Source organism: Streptomyces sp. NPDC107498 (assembly GCF_055582805.1).
Window position 1 is genome coordinate 1 of record NZ_JBVJPE010000023.1, and the last position, 22,737, is coordinate 22,737.

Annotated in this window: 18 protein-coding genes and 4 pseudogenes; 12 read left to right on the plus strand and 10 right to left on the minus strand. The window is 70.7% G+C overall.

Annotated elements, in window-relative coordinates:
- A partial coding sequence (locus tag ACZ66Z_RS30305; RefSeq protein WP_469938598.1) for an aldo/keto reductase occupies positions 1–182 on the minus strand: 182 nt, incomplete at its 3' end.
- Positions 183–1,002: 820 nt separating this feature from the next.
- Entirely contained in the window at positions 1,003–3,240 is a 2,238-nt protein-coding gene (locus tag ACZ66Z_RS30310; protein WP_469938599.1) for an FG-GAP repeat domain-containing protein, read from the minus strand.
- A gap of 609 nt (positions 3,241–3,849) precedes the next feature.
- Here ACZ66Z_RS30310 and ACZ66Z_RS30315 point away from each other — a divergent pair.
- Positions 3,850–4,350, plus strand: coding sequence for an SSI family serine proteinase inhibitor (locus ACZ66Z_RS30315; RefSeq protein WP_469938600.1), 501 nt, complete (start codon positions 3,850–3,852; stop codon positions 4,348–4,350).
- Positions 4,351–5,656: 1,306 nt separating this feature from the next.
- On the opposite strand, the gene ACZ66Z_RS30320 is transcribed toward ACZ66Z_RS30315, so the two are convergent.
- The gene (locus tag ACZ66Z_RS30320) at positions 5,657–7,093 is read right to left on the minus strand and encodes an alpha/beta hydrolase (protein ID WP_469938602.1); all 1,437 of its coding nucleotides are present in this window, start codon (positions 7,091–7,093) and stop codon (positions 5,657–5,659) included.
- Positions 7,094–8,300: 1,207 nt separating this feature from the next.
- Here ACZ66Z_RS30320 and ACZ66Z_RS30325 point away from each other — a divergent pair.
- Complete coding sequence (locus ACZ66Z_RS30325; RefSeq protein ID WP_469935861.1) at positions 8,301–8,474, plus strand: CsbD family protein; 174 nt, start codon at positions 8,301–8,303, stop codon at positions 8,472–8,474.
- A gap of 993 nt (positions 8,475–9,467) precedes the next feature.
- Here the strand turns inward: ACZ66Z_RS30325 and ACZ66Z_RS30330 are convergent.
- Together ACZ66Z_RS30330 and ACZ66Z_RS30335 are read right to left on the minus strand one after the other, a co-directional pair.
- Entirely contained in the window at positions 9,468–9,638 is a 171-nt protein-coding gene (locus ACZ66Z_RS30330; protein WP_011113206.1) for a DUF5670 family protein, read from the minus strand.
- 296 nt (positions 9,639–9,934) lie between these two features.
- Complete coding sequence (locus ACZ66Z_RS30335; protein WP_469938603.1) at positions 9,935–10,306, minus strand: WhiB family transcriptional regulator; 372 nt, start codon at positions 10,304–10,306, stop codon at positions 9,935–9,937.
- 689 nt (positions 10,307–10,995) lie between these two features.
- On the opposite strand from ACZ66Z_RS30335, the pseudogene ACZ66Z_RS30340 reads away from it, so the two are divergent.
- The 3 genes and pseudogenes from ACZ66Z_RS30340 to ACZ66Z_RS30350 form a co-directional block, all read left to right on the plus strand.
- A pseudogene (locus ACZ66Z_RS30340) lies at positions 10,996–11,725 on the plus strand (transposase family protein); the annotation flags it as partial.
- A 114-nt stretch (positions 11,726–11,839) separates the two neighbouring features.
- Positions 11,840–12,511, plus strand: coding sequence for a S1 family peptidase (locus ACZ66Z_RS30345; protein ID WP_469938728.1), 672 nt, complete (start codon positions 11,840–11,842; stop codon positions 12,509–12,511).
- A 150-nt stretch (positions 12,512–12,661) separates the two neighbouring features.
- Positions 12,662–13,879 carry an alpha/beta hydrolase gene (locus tag ACZ66Z_RS30350; RefSeq protein ID WP_469938605.1) on the plus strand — a complete coding sequence of 406 codons (1,218 nt, stop codon included), beginning with the start codon at positions 12,662–12,664 and terminating at the stop codon, positions 13,877–13,879.
- Here the strand turns inward: ACZ66Z_RS30350 and ACZ66Z_RS30355 are convergent.
- Positions 13,876–14,612: pseudogene (locus ACZ66Z_RS30355) on the minus strand (transposase family protein). The gene ACZ66Z_RS30350 and the pseudogene ACZ66Z_RS30355 overlap by 4 nt on opposite strands.
- Between ACZ66Z_RS30355 and ACZ66Z_RS30360 the strand changes: the two are divergent.
- Together ACZ66Z_RS30360 and ACZ66Z_RS30365 are read left to right on the plus strand one after the other, a co-directional pair.
- Positions 14,587–14,991 carry a bestrophin-like domain gene (locus tag ACZ66Z_RS30360; protein WP_469938607.1) on the plus strand — a complete coding sequence of 135 codons (405 nt, stop codon included), beginning with the start codon at positions 14,587–14,589 and terminating at the stop codon, positions 14,989–14,991. The pseudogene ACZ66Z_RS30355 and the gene ACZ66Z_RS30360 sit on opposite strands and share 26 nt — an antisense overlap.
- A complete protein-coding gene (locus tag ACZ66Z_RS30365; RefSeq protein WP_469938608.1) occupies positions 14,940–15,308 on the plus strand; it encodes a bestrophin-like domain in 369 nt (122 codons plus the stop codon). The genes ACZ66Z_RS30360 and ACZ66Z_RS30365 overlap by 52 nt, the downstream gene beginning before the upstream one ends.
- Positions 15,309–15,421: 113 nt before the next feature.
- On the opposite strand, the gene ACZ66Z_RS30370 is transcribed toward ACZ66Z_RS30365, so the two are convergent.
- Positions 15,422–15,706, minus strand: coding sequence for a peptidylprolyl isomerase (locus tag ACZ66Z_RS30370; RefSeq protein ID WP_469938730.1), 285 nt, complete (start codon positions 15,704–15,706; stop codon positions 15,422–15,424).
- Between the two features lie 107 nt (positions 15,707–15,813).
- Between ACZ66Z_RS30370 and ACZ66Z_RS30375 the strand changes: the two genes are divergently transcribed.
- Positions 15,814–16,170 (plus strand): hypothetical protein, encoded by a 357-nt coding sequence (locus tag ACZ66Z_RS30375; RefSeq protein ID WP_469938609.1) that lies wholly within the window; start codon positions 15,814–15,816, stop codon positions 16,168–16,170.
- Between the two features lie 96 nt (positions 16,171–16,266).
- Here the strand turns inward: ACZ66Z_RS30375 and ACZ66Z_RS30380 are convergent.
- Together ACZ66Z_RS30380 and uvrA are read right to left on the minus strand one after the other, a co-directional pair.
- Positions 16,267–17,091 (minus strand): annotated as a pseudogene (locus ACZ66Z_RS30380) (IS5 family transposase).
- A gap of 270 nt (positions 17,092–17,361) precedes the next feature.
- Positions 17,362–19,830, minus strand: coding sequence for an excinuclease ABC subunit UvrA (gene uvrA / locus ACZ66Z_RS30385; protein WP_469938610.1), 2,469 nt, complete (start codon positions 19,828–19,830; stop codon positions 17,362–17,364).
- Between the two features lie 243 nt (positions 19,831–20,073).
- Between uvrA and ACZ66Z_RS30390 the strand changes: the two are divergent.
- The 4 genes and pseudogenes from ACZ66Z_RS30390 (at position 20,074) to ACZ66Z_RS30405 (ending at position 22,320) form a co-directional block, all read left to right on the plus strand.
- Positions 20,074–20,606, plus strand: a pseudogene (locus tag ACZ66Z_RS30390) (DUF4291 family protein).
- Positions 20,607–20,721: 115 nt separating this feature from the next.
- The gene (locus ACZ66Z_RS30395; RefSeq protein ID WP_469938611.1) at positions 20,722–21,120 is read left to right on the plus strand and encodes a YybH family protein; all 399 of its coding nucleotides are present in this window, start codon (positions 20,722–20,724) and stop codon (positions 21,118–21,120) included.
- 436 nt (positions 21,121–21,556) lie between these two features.
- Positions 21,557–22,117, plus strand: a complete 561-nt coding sequence (locus tag ACZ66Z_RS30400) for a hypothetical protein (RefSeq protein ID WP_469938613.1) — start codon at positions 21,557–21,559, stop codon at positions 22,115–22,117.
- 89 nt (positions 22,118–22,206) lie between these two features.
- A complete protein-coding gene (locus tag ACZ66Z_RS30405) occupies positions 22,207–22,320 on the plus strand; it encodes a DUF6207 family protein (protein WP_469938615.1) in 114 nt (37 codons plus the stop codon).
- A 108-nt stretch (positions 22,321–22,428) separates the two neighbouring features.
- Here ACZ66Z_RS30405 and ACZ66Z_RS30410 read toward each other — a convergent pair whose 3' ends face one another.
- Entirely contained in the window at positions 22,429–22,602 is a 174-nt protein-coding gene (locus ACZ66Z_RS30410) for a hypothetical protein (RefSeq protein ID WP_469938616.1), read from the minus strand.
- Positions 22,603–22,737 lie beyond the last annotated feature (135 nt).

Sequence of the window (22,737 nt, forward strand, 5' to 3'; positions counted from 1 at the left end):
ACCGCTTCGGACTTTCCGTAGCGGTAGATGTCGGCGTGGTCGAAGGTGGTGATCCCGATCTCCAGGGCAGCAGTGACTGCCGCCTCCGCCGCCTTAATCTCCGCGGCACCGTAGGGTTCCGGCTCCCAGGTGCCACCCAGGCCCATACACCCGTACAGCGGTCGGCTCGCCCTCTCATTCATCACGCCCTGACCTTACGACGTGCCGCAGGCGAACCAAAGTTGCGCCTGCCTCGGTCGTTCCCTGCCGGAGGAGCAGCAGCGTATCCATCGATGCACGCCCTCCCCCACGGTCAACTCCACTGCGGGTCGACCGGGGGTGGTTACAGCACGCAATGGGCCGCGGGGGCAGGCCGGTGGTGGAGCTGGGGTGCCAGGTGCGGTTCGGGGGGGCGTACCTGGACGGTGGGGGCTCTTGCTGGCGGTCAGGTGCGGCTGGTCGCCGAGGACGGTGCCCTGGAGGTGTTGGAGCCCCGCTCCGAGACGGCCCTGACACCGGCCAGTGCCCCTGGTCGAAGTCGAAGTCGACGGTGAAGTAGGAGGGTGACAGGGCCGGGCGCTGTCCACGGAATGGAGCACACAAGGGACGCATGGCCGGCCGCCGGCCGGCTGGACGGCGTGCCAGCGGTCGGCAGCGAGCGACCATCCCGTTCGTTCCGGCCACAAGACCACGCTCTGACTGCTTGCCCCACCGCACCGTGCATACAACGGCAGGGGTGGTGCCGATCAGAGCGGCCCTGGCGGTGGCCTCCTGGTGGCGGCCGAGGAGCGCCAGTGTACGGATCCGGGGGACGAGGGTGGAGAAGGCGGGACGGAGCGCAGGTCCTCCGTCAGAAGGTCTGTTTCTGTCCGTCGGATTCCGGTCGAGGACGCCGCTGAGTCGTGCTTCCACGCAGTCGGTCCCCCAGTGCTCTTGCTCCGCGTCCGCCGAGGCCCCCGCCGCAGCGTCGCCGATCTGCTGGCGGCGCCGTGGGCGGAGGCGGAGTAGCGGGGACCGGACGGGTCAGAAGTGCTCGGCCGCCCCCGGCGCCAGCGCGGTCCGTCGGGGCGCCTTGAACGGCGCCCGCCAGTCGCCCGTACCGATGTAGAAGGAGTCGCCGGTGCCGTCGGAGGCGAGGAGGTCCTGCCGTCCGTCGTCGTTCGCGTCGCCGATGGCGGTGAACTGGCGGAAGGCCCCCCAGCCGCCGCCGACCCGCACGCGCTGCGCGAAGGTGCCGTCGCCCTTGCCGAGGTACAGCCACAGCACGCCGTACCGGTCCCGGGCGACCAGGTCGCCGGCCCTGGCGCCGCCGAGGTTCCCGGTGGCGGTGAGGTCGTTGTAGGCCCCCCAGCCGCCGCCGATCCGCTGGCGCGCCGTGAACGGCGCCGCGGCGTTCCCGGTGCCCGCGTAGAGCCAGAGCACGCCCGTCCGGTCGGCGGCGACGACGTCCGCCCGGCCGTCGCCGGTCAGGTCCGAGCCGCCGGTGATCCGGTCGTACGCGTTCCACCCGCCGCCGACCCGGACGCGCGAGCGGAGCGGCTGGCGCAGGTCGCCCGCGCCCTGGTGCAGCCAGAGCACGCCGCTGCGGTCCCGGGCGACGACGTCGGGGAGCGGGGAGCCGGCGACGTCGCCGACCGACTCCAGGCGGTCGTATGCCGCCCAGTCGAGGTCGCCGCCGAAGGCCGCCTCCTGGAAAGCGGACGGGGCCCTGGTGGCCGGGTCGAGGACGAGGTCCACGGCCTTCGCGCGCCCGCCGGTCCGCGTCAGCAGCTCGGGCATGCCGTTGCCGTCGAAGTCGTGCAGCCCGAGGGTGCGGCGGACGGTGAACGTCCCGGAGTCGCCGACCGGCGCGCCGAGTCCGCTGAACTGCGTCGCCTCGAACTTCCAGCTGTATCGGCCGGCTTCGGCGGGACGGCCCGGGGTGTTGAAGTCCTCACCATTCCACGTGAAACCGATCGCGTCCTTCCCCATCGGCACCAGGTGGCGGATCACGACCGGCTCGTCGTGGCGGGGGCCGTCCGTGCGGGTGATCGTGACGCGCGCGGTCCCGATCCGCCCGGCCAGCTTCCATCTGAGGAGTTCCGTCCTCGTCCGGCTCAGGTCGATCGTGGCGGGCACCTCGGCGCCCCCGTACATCAGGACGGTCGGCTCGCCCGTGGCCGCGACGAGCTCCGCGACGGGCAGCTCCTCCGCGTCCAGGGTGAGCCGGTACAGTCCCTCGCCGTGCTCGACCGAGCCGCCCCGCGCCATCAGGGAGCCGTCCGGCCCCGGCACCAGCCAGGCCATCGTGTCGAGGACCCGCACGGGCGTCCCGGTGCCGTCCGCGCGCTCCGCCATCAGCGGACCGCCGCTGCCGAGCGTCTGGGGCCGGGTGGTCCCGCCGTGCACCAGCCAGCCGCCGAGCAGGGCGTACGGGCTGTGGGCCGGGACGCCGGTGCTCCGGACCGGTCCCGTCCCGCCGGTCCCCCGGGTGGCGACGGCCACGTGGGCCGGGTCCGTCTCGTCGGGCCACGCGACGTGCGACGCCGAGACGGAAACGGGCGCGCTGTTGTAGGGGTTCGACCGGGGGAAGTCGTCGGTGACCGCGCCCGAGGCGACGTCCAGGACGCTCCGCGTGTACCGGGGGGCGCCCTCCGGCCCGGCCACGACAACGAGGGCGGCCGTGCCGGCGGTGGTTTCGGTGACCCGGAAACCGCCGAGATCGGCGGGGAGCCCCGTCACCGGGCGCTGCTCCGGGCCGTTCGCGCCCGGGGTGACCAGCCGCCCCTCCACGGTCCCGTCCGCCTTCTTGACGTTGACGACGAGCGTGCCGCCCACGGCCCCCCGGTAGATGAGCTCTTCGCCGTCCTTCTCCAGCGCGTCGAGGTCCACGACGTACGGCCCCGACCCCGAGGCCAGGTCGCGGACGGTGAGCACCCGGACGTCCGCCACCGAGAGCGCGGGGGTCCAGGTCACCACGGTGTCCGAGGCGCCGATGGCGTACTGGTGACCGCCCGGCTCGTTCTCCACCACCTGCGAGGCGCCCGTCGCGTAAGAGGTCCAGCGCAGTTCGTACACGAGCTTGGTGAAGAAGCCCTTCTCCCCGCCCCCCAGAAGCTCCGCGTACCCCTTCGGGTACGGCACCGCCGTACCCTGCTCGGCCTGGGCGGCGAGCGGCGCGGACGACGCGGCGAACGCCGGGGCGGTCCCGCCCGCGGCGGCGAGGGCGACGGTGACGGCGGCGGCGGCGATCCTGCTGCCGCGTGGACGTGCGTAGATCATGTGTGTGGGTTCCCCTCCCCTGATGAAGATCGAGAGAGTACCGCTTTCGGCCGTTCAGACACGGCGGCGTTTCCGGGACGAGACGCAGAAGGAGTGGCCCGCCGGGTCGAACAGCACGCGCCACAGATCGGGACCTGGCGGCCCTTGCCGTGGGCCATCCCCGTGAACGCGGGCAGCAGTTGGCGTACGCGCTCACGGTAGTCGGGAGGAGGAGACCATTCCCGCGCGTGCGGGGAGCAGTTGTCGTACTTCTTGTTGGTCCAGAACACGGGGGGACCATCCCCGTGCGTGCGGAGAGCAGGCCCAATGACCTGCAGTTTTACCTGACGTGCAGCATCATTTGAACCACTCTCCCGGAAACCGGCAAACCGGACACCACTCCCTGGTACTGAATCCCTGCCGGCGCCCTCACCCGACCAGATCGCCCAAGAGGACCAATCTCACGAGGGCCAGGAGCGGACATAGCACCCCGATGACCCTCGCTCCCTCCTCTCGGCACACCTCTGAGGCACGGGGGATCACTGCCGTTGTCGCCGCCGTACTCCTCCCCGCCGGACTCACGCCCGCCGCGACCGCCGCCCCCGCACCGGTCCAGGACACCGCCTCCAGTTGGCCGTCGAGCGCGCCGAGAGCGGCCAGGGCACTCTCGGTGTCGTCTGGCTCGACTGTCCTGACAGCGGGCGCCTCGCCCACCCGCACCGGGCCGGGGCCTGCGCGGACCCGGGGGTCGCCGGCAGCGACTTCGACCGCCTTCCCGGCCGGGACAGCGCCGTCTGCTCGAACGACTCCAGCCCCGTCACCGTGACCGCGGACGGCATCTACCGCGGCGGTGAAGTCCGCTGGGAGCACGCGTACGAAAACGACTGCGAGCGTCAGCTCGCGATCGGCGACGTCTTCGAGTTCTCACGGATCTTCCGGCCCGAACACGGGCAGGACGCCTGCGCGCTGAGCGTGAGACAGGTGTCCTGCCCGCTGTTCGCAGCACCTTCAGCGGGGCCTGGCCTGCGTGGTCGTAGGGGTGGTGGCCTCGTCCGTCAGGCCCGAGACCACCACCCCTGTCGCCGTCTACCCGATCTCATGCTGTCGATAGCTCCGGCAACGCGCCGATGATCACCCGTTCGCCATGAAAGGCTCGTTGACCTGTGGAACCACATGTGCACGAGCGGGGACACAAGCCGGGATACAGAGCGGGACACGGGGACACAACTGCTGCAGCGGCCCCCGGACACGCAAGGGTGCACGAGGCGCGTCGACCGGGTCCCCGGGCTGCCACCTGCGCACCTACGGTGTCGGCGCTCTTCAAGCACCCGCATCTTGCCGTTCCCGGATCGTTTCCAGCACGTCCTGGAGGGTGAGCCGCCAGTGGCACCACTGAATGCGGTAGCCGACGTGGGTCTCGCGGTGCTGGTAGGCGATGCGCGTTCCGTGCGGCTGCGGCGGTACGCCGGGCGGCACCTGCGGGGCCATACCCGGCCACAAGCTCTTGTTGCACAGAGGCCTTCGGTGCGGATGGCGTGAGTCTCGGCCGCCCATGCTTCCTCGTGGGCGGTGTACCAGGTGAGGTGCTTGTCGGTGACCTCCCGCCATCAGAACATCTCCTTGCGGTGGTCCTTCCACCGGGACGGAGGGGTGCGGGGCACGCCGATGTAGAGGAGTGCCCCGTGCTCGTCGTAGAGCCGGTAGACCGGGATTTCTTCACCTCGTCCGTCCTCCGATGGTGTCGAAGGACGCTGACGCAGTCGGCCGGTCCCAGGCGCTGAGGCGGGGTGGCTGAGATCGCTGCCCGAGCGCCCGCCCCGTCTCTCGGTCCGCTCGGGGTCGGTGGCGCCCATGGCCCAGGTGTATTGATCAGGAGCGTTGTCAACGCCGGCAGGTCTTCGTGCCCCACCGCAAGGAACCGCCGGGCGGTGACTTCACCCGACCCCGCGCCCTCGGAGGCAGGCCCGGAAGCTGCGGGTGGAGCAGCCCTTGTCCGTGATCCCGTGGCCGGGCCGGGTGCGGGGCCTGCCCGAGCCGGGACACGGACGCGGATGCGGCCGATGACCGCTTCGGTTGGCGTGCGGTCGTTGCGGTCGCCAGCGGTGACGAGGAAGCTGAGCGGCCGACCTGCCCTGTCGCACGCAAGGCGGATCTTGTCGGCCGGCCAGCGTTTTTCGAGCTCCCTTTGGCGGCCGTGTGCTGATGAGTCCGTATGAGCGCGGAATCGATCGCGACCAGCCAGTCCCTCTCCGTCCGCGACTGGGCCACTGACAGCAGCCGGCCAAAGGTGTCGTTGGTGGCCCACCGGGCGAAACACCTCTGGACGATCTGCCACGGGCCGAGCAGATCGGTGCGGAACGTGAACACGATGCCCTCGCGCGCCTGGCTGGCGGTGGTCCCGCCACCGGCCACAGACGCAGCTCACTTGCGGCGCTTGTCAGCTGCAGGTGCGATCCTTCGCGGGGAGTCGGCCTGTCATCAGGTAGCGGGTGACGTCGGCGTCAGCACAGGACGGACGGCCGGTCACCAGCACCCCGTGGCCTTCGCCACCCGCGAGCGTGACCATGCGGGCGCCGTGCAGGGCGCGTCGCATGCCCTTGGCCATAGCCAACGGAGTCTGCGGGTCCCATTCGTTCTGCACGATCAGAGCGTCGACGTCGTTGTCCACCACCGTGGCCGCCTCACGCGGAGCGGACTTCCAAAACGCACAGGGTTGGATGTTGGCGCCGAAGTCGCCCGCCAGGGGGCGGGCGTCGCGGTCCCGGATGGCGTCGCGGCGGTACTGCTCGGGATCACGCGGCCAGGTCCGGCCCTCGCCGCACAGAACGGTCCAGGCGACCGACACCATGTTGTCCACGTCCGGCGCTTCGGCCGCCGCGGGCGCGGCAGTACTCGCCCCGGTCGGGGTCGTGGCGCCCGACGCTGCGGCCTTGAGCGCGGCGATGAACGGCGTGACGGCCTCGACCTGGACGAAGGCCCGGTACTGCGCACGGATCGCGTCGCCGTCGAACGGCTGGCCTTCCAGCATGATCGGCGTGCGGTCAGCACTCGCGACCAGGTCCCAGAACTCCGCGCGCACCGCCTGCGGAGTCGTGCCCAGCCCGTACGTCGCATCGCGGGCTGCGGCCCACACCGTCCAGCGGGTGAAGGCGAGCTCGGCCGCCTCGGTCGCTCCGCGCAGCACGTCCCGCCAGACCAGGGCCGGGTCGAGCGCGCTGTCGAGCACGAAGCGGTCCGTCCGCCGGGGGAACATCTGGGTGTAGACCGCGCCCAGGTAAGTACCGTACGAGTGCCCCAAGTAGGAGATCTTCCGCTCCCCCAGCGCGGCTCGGATCACGTCCATGTCCCGCGCCGTGTTCCGGGTAGTGATGTGCGGCAGCAGGTCCCCGGCCTTGGCCCAGCACTTGTCCGCCATGCTCCGGGCCCGGGCCACGTCCTGCCCGAACGTCCCGGCGGAGTAGGGATGGTTGAGGACCTGCTCGTCCGGGGCCAGACCGCAGTGGACCGGCGTACTGCGTCCGACTCCGCGCGGGTCGAAGCCGATCAGGTCGAAGCGCTCACGCACCTCCGCCGCCAGCAGCGGCGCCATCTCGGCCGGCATCGTCAGCCCCGGACCGCCCGGTCCGCCGGGGTTCATCAGCAATACCCCACGCCGCTTCGCCGCACTGCCCGCCTTCACCCGCGACACCGCTATCCCGATGCTCCGCCCGTGCGGATCGCCGTAGTCCAGCGGCACCCTCACCGTCGTGCACTCCAACGACGCCGGCTGGTCCTGCGCACAGCGCTCCCACCGCAGTTGCTGCCGCCCAAACCCCTCGAGCGGTTCCTGGGCCGCGAACGCGGCCGCCGGCGTGAGCGCCGCCACCACGGCCATCGCCGCCCCGGCAGCCAGGATGGAAGGCCTTCGTCCAGCTCGCAGCACTGCACCGTCCCCGTTTCGTGAAATTCGGTCTCTTCGGATCGCCTTCAGTCTCCGATCCGAAAAGACCCCGCCCCGTCCTGCTCCGGGATGGCTTCATGATCCGACTCAAGTACCGACGAGCACTCCACACCCCTACGGGTCCAGCACCACCAACCCTGAGCCGGGAAGACCAACCACGTCGGTCACCACCGAGCACCCAGCGGCACATCACCGGTGTGGTGGCCCGACTCGCGGGCAGCAGACACTGCGGCAGGCGACGCGTAGGTGGCACGACGCGTGTCGGCGACGAGCCCAACGGGCTCCCGGAAGCGGGGGCGGCCCGCGCGCGGGGACGCAGCGGGACAGACGGCGCAGCCGCCAGGGCCGGCGGCGACCCGGGGACCGGCAAACCCGCAGTGACGCGGCAAAACAACAACTCCGGCAACGCAGGTGGGCACAGCGGCGGACCCGGACACCTCACGTTGCCGTGCTGTCAAGTCACAGCCTCCTGGCCCGTGCAACGTGATCTGCCTATTCGAACGGGTGGGGTGAACGATGGTCGATGTTGTGCGCGTGATGGAGTCGTTGGCCGAGCCAGGTGCCTGCGACGGCCTGTGGCCCCACCGGAACGGCGAGAAGCGGCTCAGCCAAGCGTTCTACCGGGGAGCCATCGGCTACCCGGTGAAAGGCGGGGCTGCTTCCCGCCATTCGCCCAGGTCCATCGGAAGCCGTTCAAGACAACCGGGACCATCCCCGCGCGGAGAGCAGTACGAGACCGGCTGCGCCTGCAGCCCGCTCTGAAGCCACCCCGCGAGCACGGGGAGCAGGACGACTCCGTCGACAACACAAACCACCAGTAGGGACCAGCCTCCGGGCGCCTTCGGAATGCGAGTAGGGGCCGTCCCCGCGGGTGCGGGGAACAGCCGGCCGGGGTCATCTCCGGATCGTCGATGACGGGTCCAAGCTGTCGATGACGGGTCCAAGCTGTCGATGACGGGTCCAGGCTCGCGGGCGGCTGGCGCCGGGGCCGCAACGACAGGGGCGTGCTCCGCTGTCAGCGGCCTGTCTGGAGGCAGGTGGAGAAGGAGAAGTAAGTGATGCCGGTGGTGAGTGTTTAGGGCGGGCTGGGGCGAGTAGGCGGGGGTCACGACCAATCCGGTTACTTCACGAGGAGGTCCCAATGTCGGGCACAGAGAAGAGCAAGGCCCATGCCGAGCAGGCCAAGGGCAAGGTCAAGGAGACCGTGGGCCGCGCCGTCGGCAACGAGCGCATGACCGCCGAAGGCCGCGCCGACCAGAGCGAGGGCCACGCACGCCAGGCCAAGGAAGACATCAAGGACACCTTCCGGCACTGAGCCACCCCACACCCCGTAGGGCCCCGACCACTCCCCCGGTCGGGGCCCTACGGGTTTTGGAGCGCGTCGGCGCGCCTTGACATGAAGAAGTCTCCAGATGCAGCGTCGACCAAGTAGTGGGGAACAGGATGTGAACCTGTGTGGCCAGGCTGGGGCCGTCCCTGCGCGTGCGGGGAGCAGAACACGGCGGCCTCCAGGCGGGCCTGGTCCCGCGGGTCCACGCCGAAGGCGTCGTGGACGACACACCGCCCTGATCGTCGACGCAGGCCTCATCGCACGTCAGGATCAGACCCGATGAGGCCCGCTTCCGCTTGCCCCACCCGCCACGGCGGCTTTGCGGTCTGCCACGGCACGCGTGACCTGGAGCGCCCAAGGCGCCGACTCCCCCGATACGGCCTGACAGCGCCATGCCGGCGTCCGCCAGCGGGCGTCCTGGTCCGCACAGATCAGGGCCGTTCACTCCGTGCGCCGCCGCCTGAATCCCGGTATGAGCGGCACAGTCGAATCAGTCGCCGGCATCCGTACCGCGTTCGTCGTGGAAGTCGTCGACCACGACCGCCGCACCTGGACCTGGCGGGTGCGCCTGGCCCGCATCCAGATCCGGCTCCACCACGAGGCGAAGCCACAGGACCGCGGCAGCGGCACGAGCCCTGACGATGCACGGCCCGCGACGGGTACTACTCGCCTACGCGCCCCTCGCCCGGACCGCTCTGCACCGCCTCGTGCAGGCCTGAAGCCACGGTCGGCTGCCGGGGCCCGTCCGGCCCGGTGCACCGCGCACACCGGCCCCGCAGACAGGAGGAGCAGGGTTCCACTGCTGGGCCTGCGGGGCCGGTGCATCACCCACGTACCCCACGGTGCGCCCGATACACCCGATATCCCCCATCCGGGTGCGCAAAGGTGCTCTTTACGCGAGTGGGGCCCGGCCGTATCCGGCCGGGCCCCACTCACCTCGCGCGCGTGGCGCGCTGCTTGGCATCTGTCGCCTGTCTCCTACCAGCGGTACCAGCGGCCCTTGCGGCCGCCGCTGTCCGCGGTACGGACGACGAAGCCCAGCAGCCACACGACGAGCACGATCACTGCGATCCACCACAGCGCCTTCAACGCGAAACCCGCACCGAACAGGATCAGAGCCAGCAGAAGAACCAGAAGCAGGGGAACCATCGTTATCAACCTCCTGGCCACCGCATGCCCTTACCTCAGGTCGACATGCCCACAAAGAGGGAGTTATTTCCACGGCGCACGGGGCATACTCACGGGTTGCGTGCCATACAGCGCTCCCCCCGGCCCCACCCCCGTACTGTCGCGCGCGGGAAGCAGCCCGAGGTATGGGCCGACATGGCGCAGGCCCAGAGGCCATCCCCGCTCGCGCGGGGAGCAGACGACTGCCCGCATCGAGCGGTGCCGCCAGAAGGGACCATCTCCGCGGGCGCGGGGAGCAGACTCTATGACCTGCAGTTCTACCGTACGAACGGCTTCAGCTGAACCACTTTCACCGAAACCGGCGAACCGACCAAAGCTCCCCTCTCGTCTTGTTCGTTTAACAGGCAGAGCAAGCACACCTCTGTCCGCCTCATGGAAGACCTCACCCGGTCCGTCACCTGCATCTGGTCAGCAACCTCATGACAGGAGAGGACCCCACGCACGGGGCTGCCCCTGGGCGCGGCGCTCGCCTTCGGCCATGCGGCCCACACACCGAACTCGATGCGGTGATCCAAGTCCTCTGCCAGGCACTCGGTGTGCACCGGGCAGCCGGTGTACACCGTCTTCGCGTGGCTCTGCTGCGGGCTGCCCTGGGCGGACAGCTTCTGCGGTTCGGCGATCGGTGTCATGCCCAAGGCTGTGGACCGGCCCAGGCCGCCACCGGCCGTGCTTGTCGTACGCCTTATGCGCCCCTGCCTGCCGGAAGAGGGCACCGCAGGGAAGAGCGCGCTTCGGCCGCCGCCGTCCACGACTCGGGGGATGTCGGCAGACGGCGGCACTGCCGCCCGCATGTCCCCGAAGTCACACATCACAGCAGGTTTTCCTGAAAGCTGCATGGGGCGTGTGAGGGTCGGTATCGAGGGCACACGGAGGTGGAGCGGATGGGACCCGCTCGCCGGGCCTTGGGCCTCCCCCGCCCACCGGGCCCGGCATGGTGAACACCGGCCCGCGCCGATGGTGGTTGCGTGCGGGCCCACCAGGAGCCCCGGCCGTATACGGCCGGGGCTCCTCGGCATCCGCCGCAACACACCCGCTACCTGCGCGCAGTCAGCGGGCAAGACGGCCTGGCCGGCGGCACCCAGGCCACCTCGCTGCACGGATACACGCCGGGGCCGGTGCGGATGCGCCTGATACGCACGGTCAGTGAGCCCTTTCCAACCTGACGGCATGGCTTGGCAGTTGGCGGGCTGTGCGAACCGCTGAAACTCGTGATAGACGGGTTCACGACCAAGATCACCCGTGCCGACCAGGAGCTTCGTGTGCTTGTCCATCCTTCCCCAAGCTCTCGGCTTCGCTCGAGCAGGGGAGACCCCCTTCGATCGGTCTGCCCAGCGCCTACCTGCGCCACCTCGCCGGGCATCTCACGGTTCGCCGTCGCGAGATCGGCACCCGGTGGCGCCGCGTCACGCCGGGCCGTCAGGCTCCGCTGGTCCTGGCCCATCTGCGGTGCGGCGACACCCATGCCCGGCTCGCCGCCGGGTTCGGCACCAGCACCACGACGGTCTACCGCTACGTCACCGAGGCGGTCGGGATCCTGGCCGCTCTCCCCCCGAGCCTTCACCGACGCGGTGCGGACCGCGTCGGTGACGGCGTACCTGATCCTGGGCGGCGCCCTCCTCCCCATCGACCGCATCGCCGCGGACAGGCCGTTCCACTCCGGAAAACACAAGAGACACGGGATGAACGTCCAGGTCATCGCCGCCCCCTTCGGCCGGCTGCTGTAGGCCTCACCGGCCCTGCCCGGCGCCGTCCACGACATCCGGGCAGCCCGCGAACACGGCATCGTCGACGCCCTCGCCGAGGCAGACACCCCGTGCTGGGCCGACAAGGGATACCCGAGGTGCCGACGGCACGGCCCGCATCCAGCGTTGGGGGCGATGGGAGTCCCTCCCCGCAGGCCAACAGGCTGTGAACCGGCCCCACGCGAAGATCCGGGGCTCGTCGAGCAGGCCGTCGCCACTCTCAGATTCTGGCGACTCCTCCGCAAACCGTGGTGCTCGACCACCCAGATCACCAGACTCATCCAGGCCGCCCTCGCTCTTCATGTGCTGCCCAGGGTGAGGATGGAAAAGGCTCACTGCCGTCGGCGCGCTCGCCGTCGCGACCTGCGCCACTCTGATGGCCGGCAGCGCCGGAGCGATTTCACGGAGCGTTATCCGTTCATGGCGTCGATCCCCGAGTCGGTCCCGACGCAAGGGGTGAACGACGGCAATTGCGGGGCGTCGCTGATCGATCCCCAGTGGGTGCTGACAGCGGCTCACTGCGTGACGGGCGAAGGCCTGGTCCTGGAGGGCATCGTCCGGATCGGCAGCGAGGCGCGGAAGTCGGGGCGAACCGTCCGGGCCATCGAGCGGACGGTGGTTCACCCCGGCTTCGTGAGCGGTGACGGAAAGGGAGCCAACAAGCACGACATCGCGCTGGTCCGTCTCGACCGCCCGCTCTCTGAGAAGCCCATCAGGATCGCGGAGCGGGCCGGACGGCCCGGGACCCCGACGCGCACCCTGGGGTTCGGCACCACCGCCGACACCGAGTTCAGGTTCGCGGAGCGCCTGCAGGAGCTCGAGACGCGTACGGGTGCCGTCGGCGAGTGCACGCCCGGCTACGCGGACCGGGCCCGGCTGTGCACGATCAGCCGGGTGCCCGAGGCCATCGCGTGCTTCGGGGACTCCGGCGGGCCGCAGCTCCAGAAGGGCAAGTATGGGCGGTGGGAGCTGGTCGGGGCCACGTCGGGTCCCGGCGCCCCGGGGGTCGCCTGCTCGGCCGGGCCGGGTCTCTACGTCAACGTGCCCGTGTACGCGAACTGGATCCGCGCGACCCTCAGGCACGCCTCCTGACCCCGGTCACGGCTTCCCCTGGGCATGACGCAACCCCGGGCCCCGCCAGACGTCTGTCGAGATGAAGCCATGGTGTAGGGCGTCGGGAGCCGCTCCCGGTGCCCCACACGCACGGCAAACCGTTTCGCTCACGGCTATGGAGACCGACTCTTGAACCACGCCGACACCACGACGGCCGCCCGCCGCCGCCCGATACGAGCCTGCGCTCTCGCCGCGTCCACGGCGGCCCTCCTGGTACCGCAGACCCTGACGGGAAGCCCCGCGACCGCCGCCGCCCCCGACGCCGCTCAGGGCTCGCGGGGCGTCGCCGCCGTCACCTACAACCTGGGTGACCAGGCCTATCGGCTGCCGGGAACCGGCGAGCCGGTCGAGATCGCCGGCACCGTGCACTACCCGACGGATCTCGGAACCACGCCGCGGCCCCTCGTCGTCCAGCTGCACGGCTGGCACGAGACCTGCGCGGACCGGGCGGCAGCGGAGGCCCGCACGGCCGCCGAACTCGCCCAGGACTGGGAGGCGTACGAAGCCGCGAACCTGAAGCTGTTCAGCTGGCCCTGCGCACCCGGCACCCGCCCGATCGCCAATGACCGGGGCTACGACTACCTCGGCGAGGAACTGGCCCGCCGCGGCTTCGTCGTGGTGTCCATCCGCGCCAACGGCATCAACGCCTCCTCGGTATGGGGAGACGAGAACGCCTCCGCACGGGCAGAGCTGATCAACAGGCACCTGGCCCTGTGGCAGCAGCTCGGCACCTCGGGCCGTGGCGGCCTCGTCGGCGCGTTCCGCGACGCGACCACGGGCAAGCCGCGCCGCGTCGACTTCCGGCACCGCGTCGACCTCAACAAGGTCGGCACCATGGGCCACTCCCGTGGCGGCGCGGGCGTGACGTGGCAGGCGGCCGACCGTCACAAGTACCAATGGCCCACCGGAGTCAAGGTCAGGGCGGTCCTGGCACTGGCCCCCGCCTACAACGTCATGACCGAGGACATGACCGCGTACGAGATCACGAAGACTCCCGTGGCCGTGCTGCGCGGGACCTGCGACGGCCAGGTCGGTACTGAGGCCTTCTCCTTCGCCGCCGACGCCACCGCCCGGAGCACCGCCGGCTTCCACCAGGTCGCGATAGACGGGGCGAACCACAACTACTTCAACACGCAGTGGTCGCCGGAGAGCGGAGAGGTCGCCGCCCGCGACGACGCCGGACACGACGCCGACCGGCCCGGCCAGTGCACCGAACCCGGTGGCTCCGCCTACGCACCCCAGCTGACCGAAGCGGGCCAGCGCCGCGTCGGAGCGGCCTACGCGGAGGCGTTCTTCCGGCGGTACCTCACCGACGACACGCGGTCCGAGGACATGCTGAACGGCTAAAGGTTGTGCAGGGCGGCGACGGCCTGGACTGCACGGTGGAGGCCGTCGCCTCTTTGACGGCAGTCGCGCAGGATCTTCCAGTTCTTCATCCGGGCGAGGGTGTGCTCGACACGGGTTCGCACCCTTCGGTGTTCGGCGTTGTCCTCCTCCTGCCCATGCAGGAGGGGCGGCCGGCTCTCTTGCGGTGCGGGACGATCAGGCCGGTGCCGAGGTAGGCACCGGCCGCGATCGCGGTCGTTCCCGCCGCCAGGGCGGGCAGGTCCGACTCGCGCCAGACATGGGCATCGGCCTTGTTGCCCGGCGCCGGCCAGGGCGCTGCGATGACCAGGCGGGTGTCGGCGTCGATGATGACCTGCACGTTCGCGGAGAACCGGTGGTTGTGGGACGAGGCGCCGACCTTGCGGTCGCGGACCGGGATCAGGGTGCCGTCCATGATCCACAGCCGCTCGGTGTCCGCCAACGACCGCGGGGCCCGCTCGAGCGCCAGCAGCGGACGGAGCCGCTGGACGACCCGGCACACCGTGGCGGGCGAGATACCGAACAGCGGGGCGAGCTGCCGCATCGTGAGGTTCGTGCGGTAGTACACGGCCACCAGCAGGACCCGGTCCGCCAGCGGCAGACACCACGGCCGGCCACCGCCCGGCCCTCTGCCCCCTCGCTCCCGGACCACCTTCACCAACTTCACGGACCGGTCCATCCGCAAGCCCGTGAACGTCTCCACCCACACCGGCATGGCCGTCAAAGACCTCGTCGGCCCGCTGCTGACCCTGACCGTGCTGCTGCTCGCCTTCGTCCTGGTCACCGCCAACGGCTCCTACGGCAAGGCCGAAGTCGCCTCCCGCGGCGAGGCCAAAGCCGTCGACCAGCTCGTCGAGGCCGCCGAGTACGCACCCGCCGCACAACGCGCCGCAGTCCAGGCCGACGCCGTCTGCTACGCCCGCGCCGTGCGCACCCAGGAATGGCCCGCCATGGCTGACGGCAACGGCTCGGCCGCCCCAGCGTGTGGTCCACCGACCTGCGCCGCGTCTTTCGCCAGGTGGAGGGCAAGCCCGTCTTCGGCATGCTGGTCGCCGCCGACGACAGGCGCTCCGAGGAACGCGAGGAACGCCTGACCCAGGCCACCGCCAGCATCCCCAGCGCCGTCCTCTGGTTCCTGCTCGCCACCCTGGTCATCACCGTCGTGGCACTCGGCACCCGTCTGCCCCGGCGCAACAACCGCGGCCAGATCATCACCCTCGTGGTCATCACCGCCCTGCCGACCACCACGCTGTGCATCATCCGCGACGTCGACCGGCCCTTCGGCGGCATCATCGACGTCGAACCCACCGCCATCACCGAAATCGAACGCCAGGCCACCCGCGACTTCCTCGCCCACCGCCAAAGCAGCGACCTGCCCTGCGACGACCAGGGCAACCGCCGATCTGCCTGACTCCCGTCGCGTTGTCGGCCCGACCCGGCCGCAATGAGGCCGCCGTCCCATTTGTGCCTGACGGCGGTGAATGTGAGCGCGGCCTCAAGAGGCGAGGCCGACGCGGCCGGGTGTCAGCAGGTCTCGTGGACGACCTCGTTGATCACAATGTTCTCCACGGGGCGCTCGTTGTGCCCGGTCTCGGCACCCGCGATGGCGTCGACGACCTGCTGGCCTGCCTCGTCGGCCACCTCGCCGAAGACGGGGTGTTTGCCGGCGAGCCAGGCGGTCGGTCCCCCCATGATGAAGAACTGCGAGTCATTGGCGCCCGGACCTGCGTTGGCCACGGCCGGCAGACAGGGCTTGGTGAACGCCGGTCGGGGCCGGCCGCCTGGCCCCCCGTACGGCCCTGGAGCAATCGTTCCTGCGGCTTCCCTCGGGGTGAACTCGGCCCGACAGCGCCTGCCCTGTGATCTGCACGGGACATGCTGGGCCGGACCTGCTCACCCTGCTGCAAGGAGCCTCGATGCGCCTTCGTACGACCCTGGCCGCCGTCCTCGGCGCGCTCACTTTCACCCTCGCCCTGCCGACCTCCGCGTCGGCCGCCACCGGTGACTTCTCTTACCAGTACGTCGGCCCCAGTGGCCTGCCGCAGACCGTGACCCTGCACGACCCGCAGAGCCCGGGCTGCGTCCCGCTCGCAGAGGTCGCGGACCCCGGCTCCTCCGAGCCCGCCTTCGCCCCGCACAACGACACCGACGAGTGGGTGACGGTGTTCACCGAGCCCCACTGCACGGGCGACTCCTGGACCCTGCGCCCGCACGGACAGCCCGCATCCGACCGGCTCACGCTGCGCTCGGTGTTCTTCACCGGCCGCCACTAGGACCTGTCCTGGCCACACGCCGCCTCAGCACCGAGGCCGGCGGCCTACCGGACGGCGCGAGCATCGGTGCCGTGACACGACGAGGCCCCGGAGCACTCAGAACTGCTGTAGGAATGACTTCAAGCGTCTCCAGCAGATGAGTGAGCACGCGAGGCTGAGGAACGCTTCGTGGATGTCGCCGCGTACTTCCCGACGGATCCGCAGCCGACGAAACCAGTGCAGGTGGGCAAAGGTCCGCTCGACGACCCATCGATCGCTGCCGAGGCCCGATCCGTGGGGGACTCCGCGGCGGGCGATGACGGGTTTCACGCCCAGGGCCCAGGCCAGGCGCGCCGGTACTTTTCGTGGTCGTGACCACGGTCGCCCAGCACCGTCTCGGGCCGGCGGCGGGGGCGGCCGCGCTTGCCCCGGACCGGCGGGATGGCCTGCAGGAGGGGATGAACTGTGTGACGTCGTTGCGGTTGCCGCCGGTCAGGGTGGCTGCGAGCGGAATGCCCGTGGCGTCGGTGATCAGGTGGTGCTTGCTGCCGTTTCTGCCCCGGTCAACGGGGCTTCGTCCGGCCTTGGCCCCCCTTTCAGCGCCCGTATGTGAGAGCCGTCGACCACGGCGCGGGAGAAATCCAGGGCGTCTGCTTCGCGGAGACGCGCGAGGAGGGTTTCGTGCAGTCGCGGCCAGACGCCGGCTTCGGTCCACTCCGCCAGGCGGCGCCAGCAGGTCATGCCCGACCCGAAGCCGAGTTCCTGCGGCAGGTGTTCCCAGGCGATCCCGGTGTGCAGCACGAACAGGATGCCCTGGAACACCAGCCGGTCCGGATGCCCCTTCCGGCCAGGATGCCGGACCCGCCGCTCCACCTTCGGCAGCAGCGGCTCGATCACCACCCACGACTCGTCGTCGACTTCCCACGGCTTCGGTCGAGCCACCCCACACCCCCGGATCACCGGTTCCGGAGTGATCCAACCACCACGAAGATCATTTCGTTGGGGGTTCCAAGGGGAACAGCGGACAGACACCCGGCACAACCGGTGCACGACGGAACCACCCCCGCGAGCAGGGAGCAGGGTGGTGCGGTTCGTCATGGCGCTGCTCCCCCGGGGCCATCCCCGCATAAGCGGGGAGCAGGCATCGGCGACTGGGTCACATCGCACGGCTCGTCATCGGTTTTCCCCGGTGCTCAGTGCCTCGCGCCGGCGTCAGGAGCGCGCGAGCCGGGCCGCGAGATAGGGCGCGGTGGCGCTGCGGCGGGCTCTCGCCACCTTGGTCGGCGGGCCCGCCGCGACCACCCGCCCGCCTGCGTCGCCGCCGCCCGGGCCGAGGTCGATGACCCAGTCGGCGGTGGCGATGGTGTCCAGGTCGTGTTCGACGAGGACGACCGTGTTGCCGGCGTCGACGAGCCGGTGCAGCTGTCGCAGCAGGAGCGCGATGTCCGAGGGGTGCAGTCCCGCCGTCGGCTCGTCGAGCAGGTAGAGGGCGTGTCCGCGGCGGGCTCGCTGCAGTTCGGTGGCCAGCTTGATGCGTTGTGCCTCGCCGCCGCTGAGTTCCGTGGCGGGCTGGCCCAGTCGGAGGTATCCCAGTCCCACCTCGCGCAAGGTCTCCAGGCTGCGGGAGGCGGCCGGGACGGAGGCCAGGAATTCGGCGGCGTCGTCGACGGACAGTGCCAGTACTTCCGCGATGTTCTTGCCGCGGTGGGTGACTTCCAGCGTTTCGGCGTTGTACCGGGCGCCTTCGCAGGTCGGGCACGGCGCGTAGGTGCCGGGCAGGAACAGCAGTTCCACCGCGACGAACCCTTCGCCCTGGCAGGTCTCGCACCGTCCTTCGGGCACGTTGAAGGAGAATCGCCCGGCTGAGTAGCCGCGCGCCTTGGCTTCGTCCGTCGCCGCGTACAGCTTGCGCACCGCGTCGAACATCCCGGTGTACGTGGCCAGGTTGGACCGGGGGGTCCGGCCGATGGGCCGTTGGTCGACCAGGACCAGACGGTCGAACGACTCGACCCCCGACGCGTCCCGGACGTCGACCTCCAGTTGCGCCTCGTCGGGTTCCTCGGGAACGAGTCCGAGGTGGCCGCGGACGACCTCGGCGAGCACCTGCGTCACCAGCGTCGACTTTCCGGAACCGGACACACCCGTCACCGCTGTCAGTACGCGCAGCGGTACGTCGACGGAGACGTCGTGCAGGTTGTGGCGGGAGACGCCCCGCAGGTGCAGCCAGCCGTGCGGTGCGCGCGGGCGGTGTTCGAGCGGCCGGGCGCGCCCGAACAGGTACTGGCCCGTGGCCGATTCCCCGACCTGCTCAAGACCGGCGACCGGGCCGCTGTACAGCACGCGTCCGCCGCCTTCGCCCGCACCGGGGCCGATGTCGACCACCCAGTCCGCCCGCCGTACGACGTCCATGTCGTGCTCCACGACGAACAGCGAGTTGCCCGCCGCCTTGAGGCGGTCCAGTACGTCCAGCAGCGGTTCCGCGTCAGCCGGGTGCAGGCCCGCGGAGGGTTCGTCGAGGACGTAGACGACGCCGAACAGGCCCGAGCGCAGCTGGGTGGCGATCCGCAGGCGCTGCGCCTCGCCCGGTGACAGGGTCGTCGAGCGGCGTCCGAGGCCGAGGTATCCGAGGCCCAGGTCGAGCAGTACGTCGATCCGTGCGACCAGATCGCCGCAGATCCGGACCGCGGCCTCGGTCGTCTCTCCGGAGCGGGCGGTCGGCGTGGTGGCGTCGGCCTGGGGCCGCCCTGCGACGGGCCGCAGTAGCGCCACGACCTTGGTGAGCGGCATCGCGTTGATCTCGGCGATGGAACGTCCGGCGAAGGTGACGGCGAGCGCCTCGGGCCGCAGTCCGCTGCCGCGGCACTCGGGGCAGGGCACGCTCCTGACGAACCGGAGCGCCCGTTCGCGCATCTTCTCGCTCTTGGAGTCGGCGAGGACGTGCATGACGTGTTTGCGGGCGCTCCAGAACTTGCCCTGGTAGCCGTAGTCGACGCGGTTCTCCTCCGGCTCGATGTACACGGTGGGCTGTTCGTCCGTGTACAGCAGCCAGTCCCGGTGCTTCTTCCTGAGCCTGCGCCACGGTCGGTCGATGTCGATTCCCAGGCCGCTCACGACGCTGCGCAGGTTGGCGCCCTGCCAGGCGCCCGGCCAGGCGGCGATCGCCCCCTCGCGGATGCTCAGCGAGGGGTCCGGGACCAGCAGGTCCTCGGCGACGTCGTGCACGATGCCCAGTCCGTGGCAGTCCGGGCAGGCGCCGGCCGCGGTGTTGGGCGAGAACGACTCGGCTTCCAGCCGTGCGGCCCGGGGCGGATAGGTGCCGGCGCGGGAGTACAGCATGCGCAGCAGATTGGACAGCGTGGTGAGGGTGCCGACCGTCGAGCGCGAACTGGGCGACCCGCGTCGTTGCTGCAGGGCCACGGCCGGTGGCAGTCCGGTGATCTCCTGTACGTGCGGGGCGCCGAGCTGTTGCAGCAGCCTTCGGGCGTACGGTGCCACGGACTCGAAGTAGCGCCGTTGGGCCTCCGCGTAGAGCGTGCCGAACGCGAGTGAGGACTTGCCCGAACCGGAGACGCCGGTGAAGGCGACCATCGCGTCCCGCGGAACGTCGACGTCGATGTTCCGCAGGTTGTTCTCACCGGCACCCCGGACGTGCACGAAGGGGTCGGTCGCGTCCTCGTTCACCCTTCCTGATTACCTGATCGCGCCGGGGTCCGCGCGACAGGCGCCGTCACCGGGCCCGCTCGCACGAGCGCTCGGAGCCGGTACGGGACGCTTCCAGGCCGTATGTCTTCTCCCGCGGGAAGCGTGTCTGCCTGGGGCGCCGTGGAATCCGCAGCGCATCGGTCCTGCCTCGATGGGGGGAAAACGGCTCGCCGCGCGGGCGGGCCAGGTGGCAGGGGGGCGGCGCATGGGGCCCCGTATCGGATTCGTGCCGACCACGACGCTCGCACGGTCGTGGTCCATCAGGCGTACTCGCCTGTCATCGCTGACGCGGCACTGCGGGCGGGCCGCTTCGTCGCACCGTTCTCATTTCACCGGATGACGTGGATCAAGCCGTCGTTCATGTGGCTGATGCACCGCGGCACCTGGGCCCGCAAACCGGGCCAGGAACGTATTCCCGCGGTGCGGATCACCCGGAAGGAGGGGAGGAGGCCCTGTCCCGGGCCTCATGGACGAGCGCCGACCCGGCGGGGGTGGCCCGGGCAGCCGTACACGTCCAGTGGGACCCTGAGCGTTCGCCGCGTGGAGTGGCACTGAACCACTACAGCATCCAGGCCGGCATCGGCCGCCACCTGATCCGCACGTTCACCGACGACCGGGGCGTCAGTCTCACGGACCTCGCCCCTCTGGTCCGCAAAGCCTCGGCGCTGATGCAGGCCGGGCATGCCGCCCAGGCTCAACGGCTGTTTCCCGTCGACCGCGTCGACGGGTGCACCCGTCACCTGGGCAAGTCCTGACGGTCTTCGCCCTCCGCTGGTGCGGAGGGGGCGCTTCGCACGGGGCCGGTACCCGTCCGGTCCCCTGTACGGGGCGGCGCAGGCCGCAGGCGCGGCGCCGGGTGATGATGGAGGCATGTCCGATCGTGACGACTTCCTGAGGTGGGTCAGGACCGCGTTGTACGAAGCGGAGGTCGCGCTGCACAACGGCGACGCCGCTCCCCGACGTGCGCTGTGGTCGCGCACCGAGCCGGTGAGCGTCCTGGGAGCGTGGCGCAGCGCCGCGGGCCGTAAGGAGCTCGACGCCCTTTTCACCAGCCTCGCGAAGACCTTCTCCGATTGCACCTCGCACGCATTCGAGCTGCAGGCCCACGACGTCAGCGGCGACATGGCCTACACCGTCGGCCTGGAACACACCTCCACCTCCGTGGACGGGCAGCCCCGTACGTACACGCTGCGCGTCACCCAGGTGTACCGCAGGGAAGACGGCGCCTGGCGGGTCGTCCACCGGCATGCCGACACAGTGACCGGCTGACGAGGAGCAGCCCGCGGGGCGGGCGCCGGAGCGGGGGTGCGCAGGGGCCCTCCTCGGGAGCGTGGGGCCAGCACGAGGGGCCGGGCCGTGATCCGGTCCGGTCCTGGTGGCGGTGGTGTGACGGGGTGGGTCAGTCGTCGGGCGTGGTGTTGACCGTGCCGCAGTTCCAGCACGTCCATTCGCCGAGCAGCTCGTAGGGGGGCGGTCCAGAGCCCCTTCGGCCGCCCGGTGATGACGTTGATCTCCCGGCAGGTTCCGCAGTGGGACTCGAAGTCCTCCATCGGGTCAGGACGGCGGCGCCCGGGGCCGGCCTCGGAGCGTGGTCGACAGGCCCAAGATGGCGCAGGGCGCAGCGGTCCGGCGGCGAGCAGTCAGTTCTGGCCTGGTCTGGCCAACTGGCGACGCGAGCATGGCCAAGCCTGGAGAAGGGCCGGTCATGGATGCGGGGGCCGCGGCCGTACCGGCTGCCACTGTTGCGGGGCTGGCGAGCGCGATCGGGGTGACGACGAGCGCGCTGATCACCGGTCGTACGGCTGTGGTTCAGGCGTACGAGGCCTCCCGTCCGGAGCGCGAGAAATTGGCCGCGGAGAGTGCTCGGCGTGCGTTCGAAGCCCGTCGTGAGGGCTATGCCCACTTCCACGTGGTCCTCGTGGCGGGGGTCCAGAAGATCATCGCGCTTGCAGAAGGTACCCGGACTCTTGCAGCGGCTACGGCGCCGACCGCCGATGAGACGCGGGAGGCGATGCGGGAGGTGCGGAGGAGCCTGCACAAGGACGTGCTCATGCTGGGCAACACGAGCGTGGCCGACACAGCGCAGTCGGCTCTCCAAGAGCTGGAGAGCGCCTTCCGGGCCGCTTCCGCCCCGGCCTCCCCCCGTGGCGCGGAGGGTGGTGTCGCAGCGCTGGTGTGGGAGGAGCGCTATGTCTGTCTCGAGGATCGGCTCCAGGAGCTCGCCACGTCCATGGGGGAGGTCGTGTTCGGTTTCGCGCCGTCGTAGTCGGAGCAGGGCCGGACTTCCTGCGCACCGGGAAGCGGGCCTGCTGGGAGGGGGCACGGGGCCGGCCGTCGCCATAGGCCGGATACCTGGTGGAACCGATCGATCCGGTCCACCTCGGCGGGTCCGGACTCGTCGTCCTGGACATCACCGGCCCGGCCGAGGCAACCGTGCAGGCCGCCTCGGCCGAGATCACCAGCCGGTGAATGGCCTCGGGCGTCCCGAAGGTCCGGCGTGTCCCCGGGGAGCCCGGAGCGAGAGCGCGGCTGTACGCCGATCGGAGGCGCTCCGGCACCTTCCGATGGCCGCCGGGCCTACTCACCGCTGGAGCCGGCACCGACGACCACGGCGATGAGGACCAGGACGACGGCGGCGAGCTTGATGACGTCCGCGGCCGGCCAACCCTGATTCAGGGCGAGGACCAGGACGGCGGTGAACCCGTACGCCCAGGTGCGGCGGGCCGGACGGGGGGAGTTCGGGGTGGGCACGGGGGCCTCCTGAAGTTCGGTGATCGGGCTGGAGACCCACGGTGCGGGGTGGTGAGATTGTTCGCCTGGGGCGACCTGCGAAAACCCAGGTGACTGGTCATAGATCGCGGACAACGGGGGCGTTGTCCAGGGGAC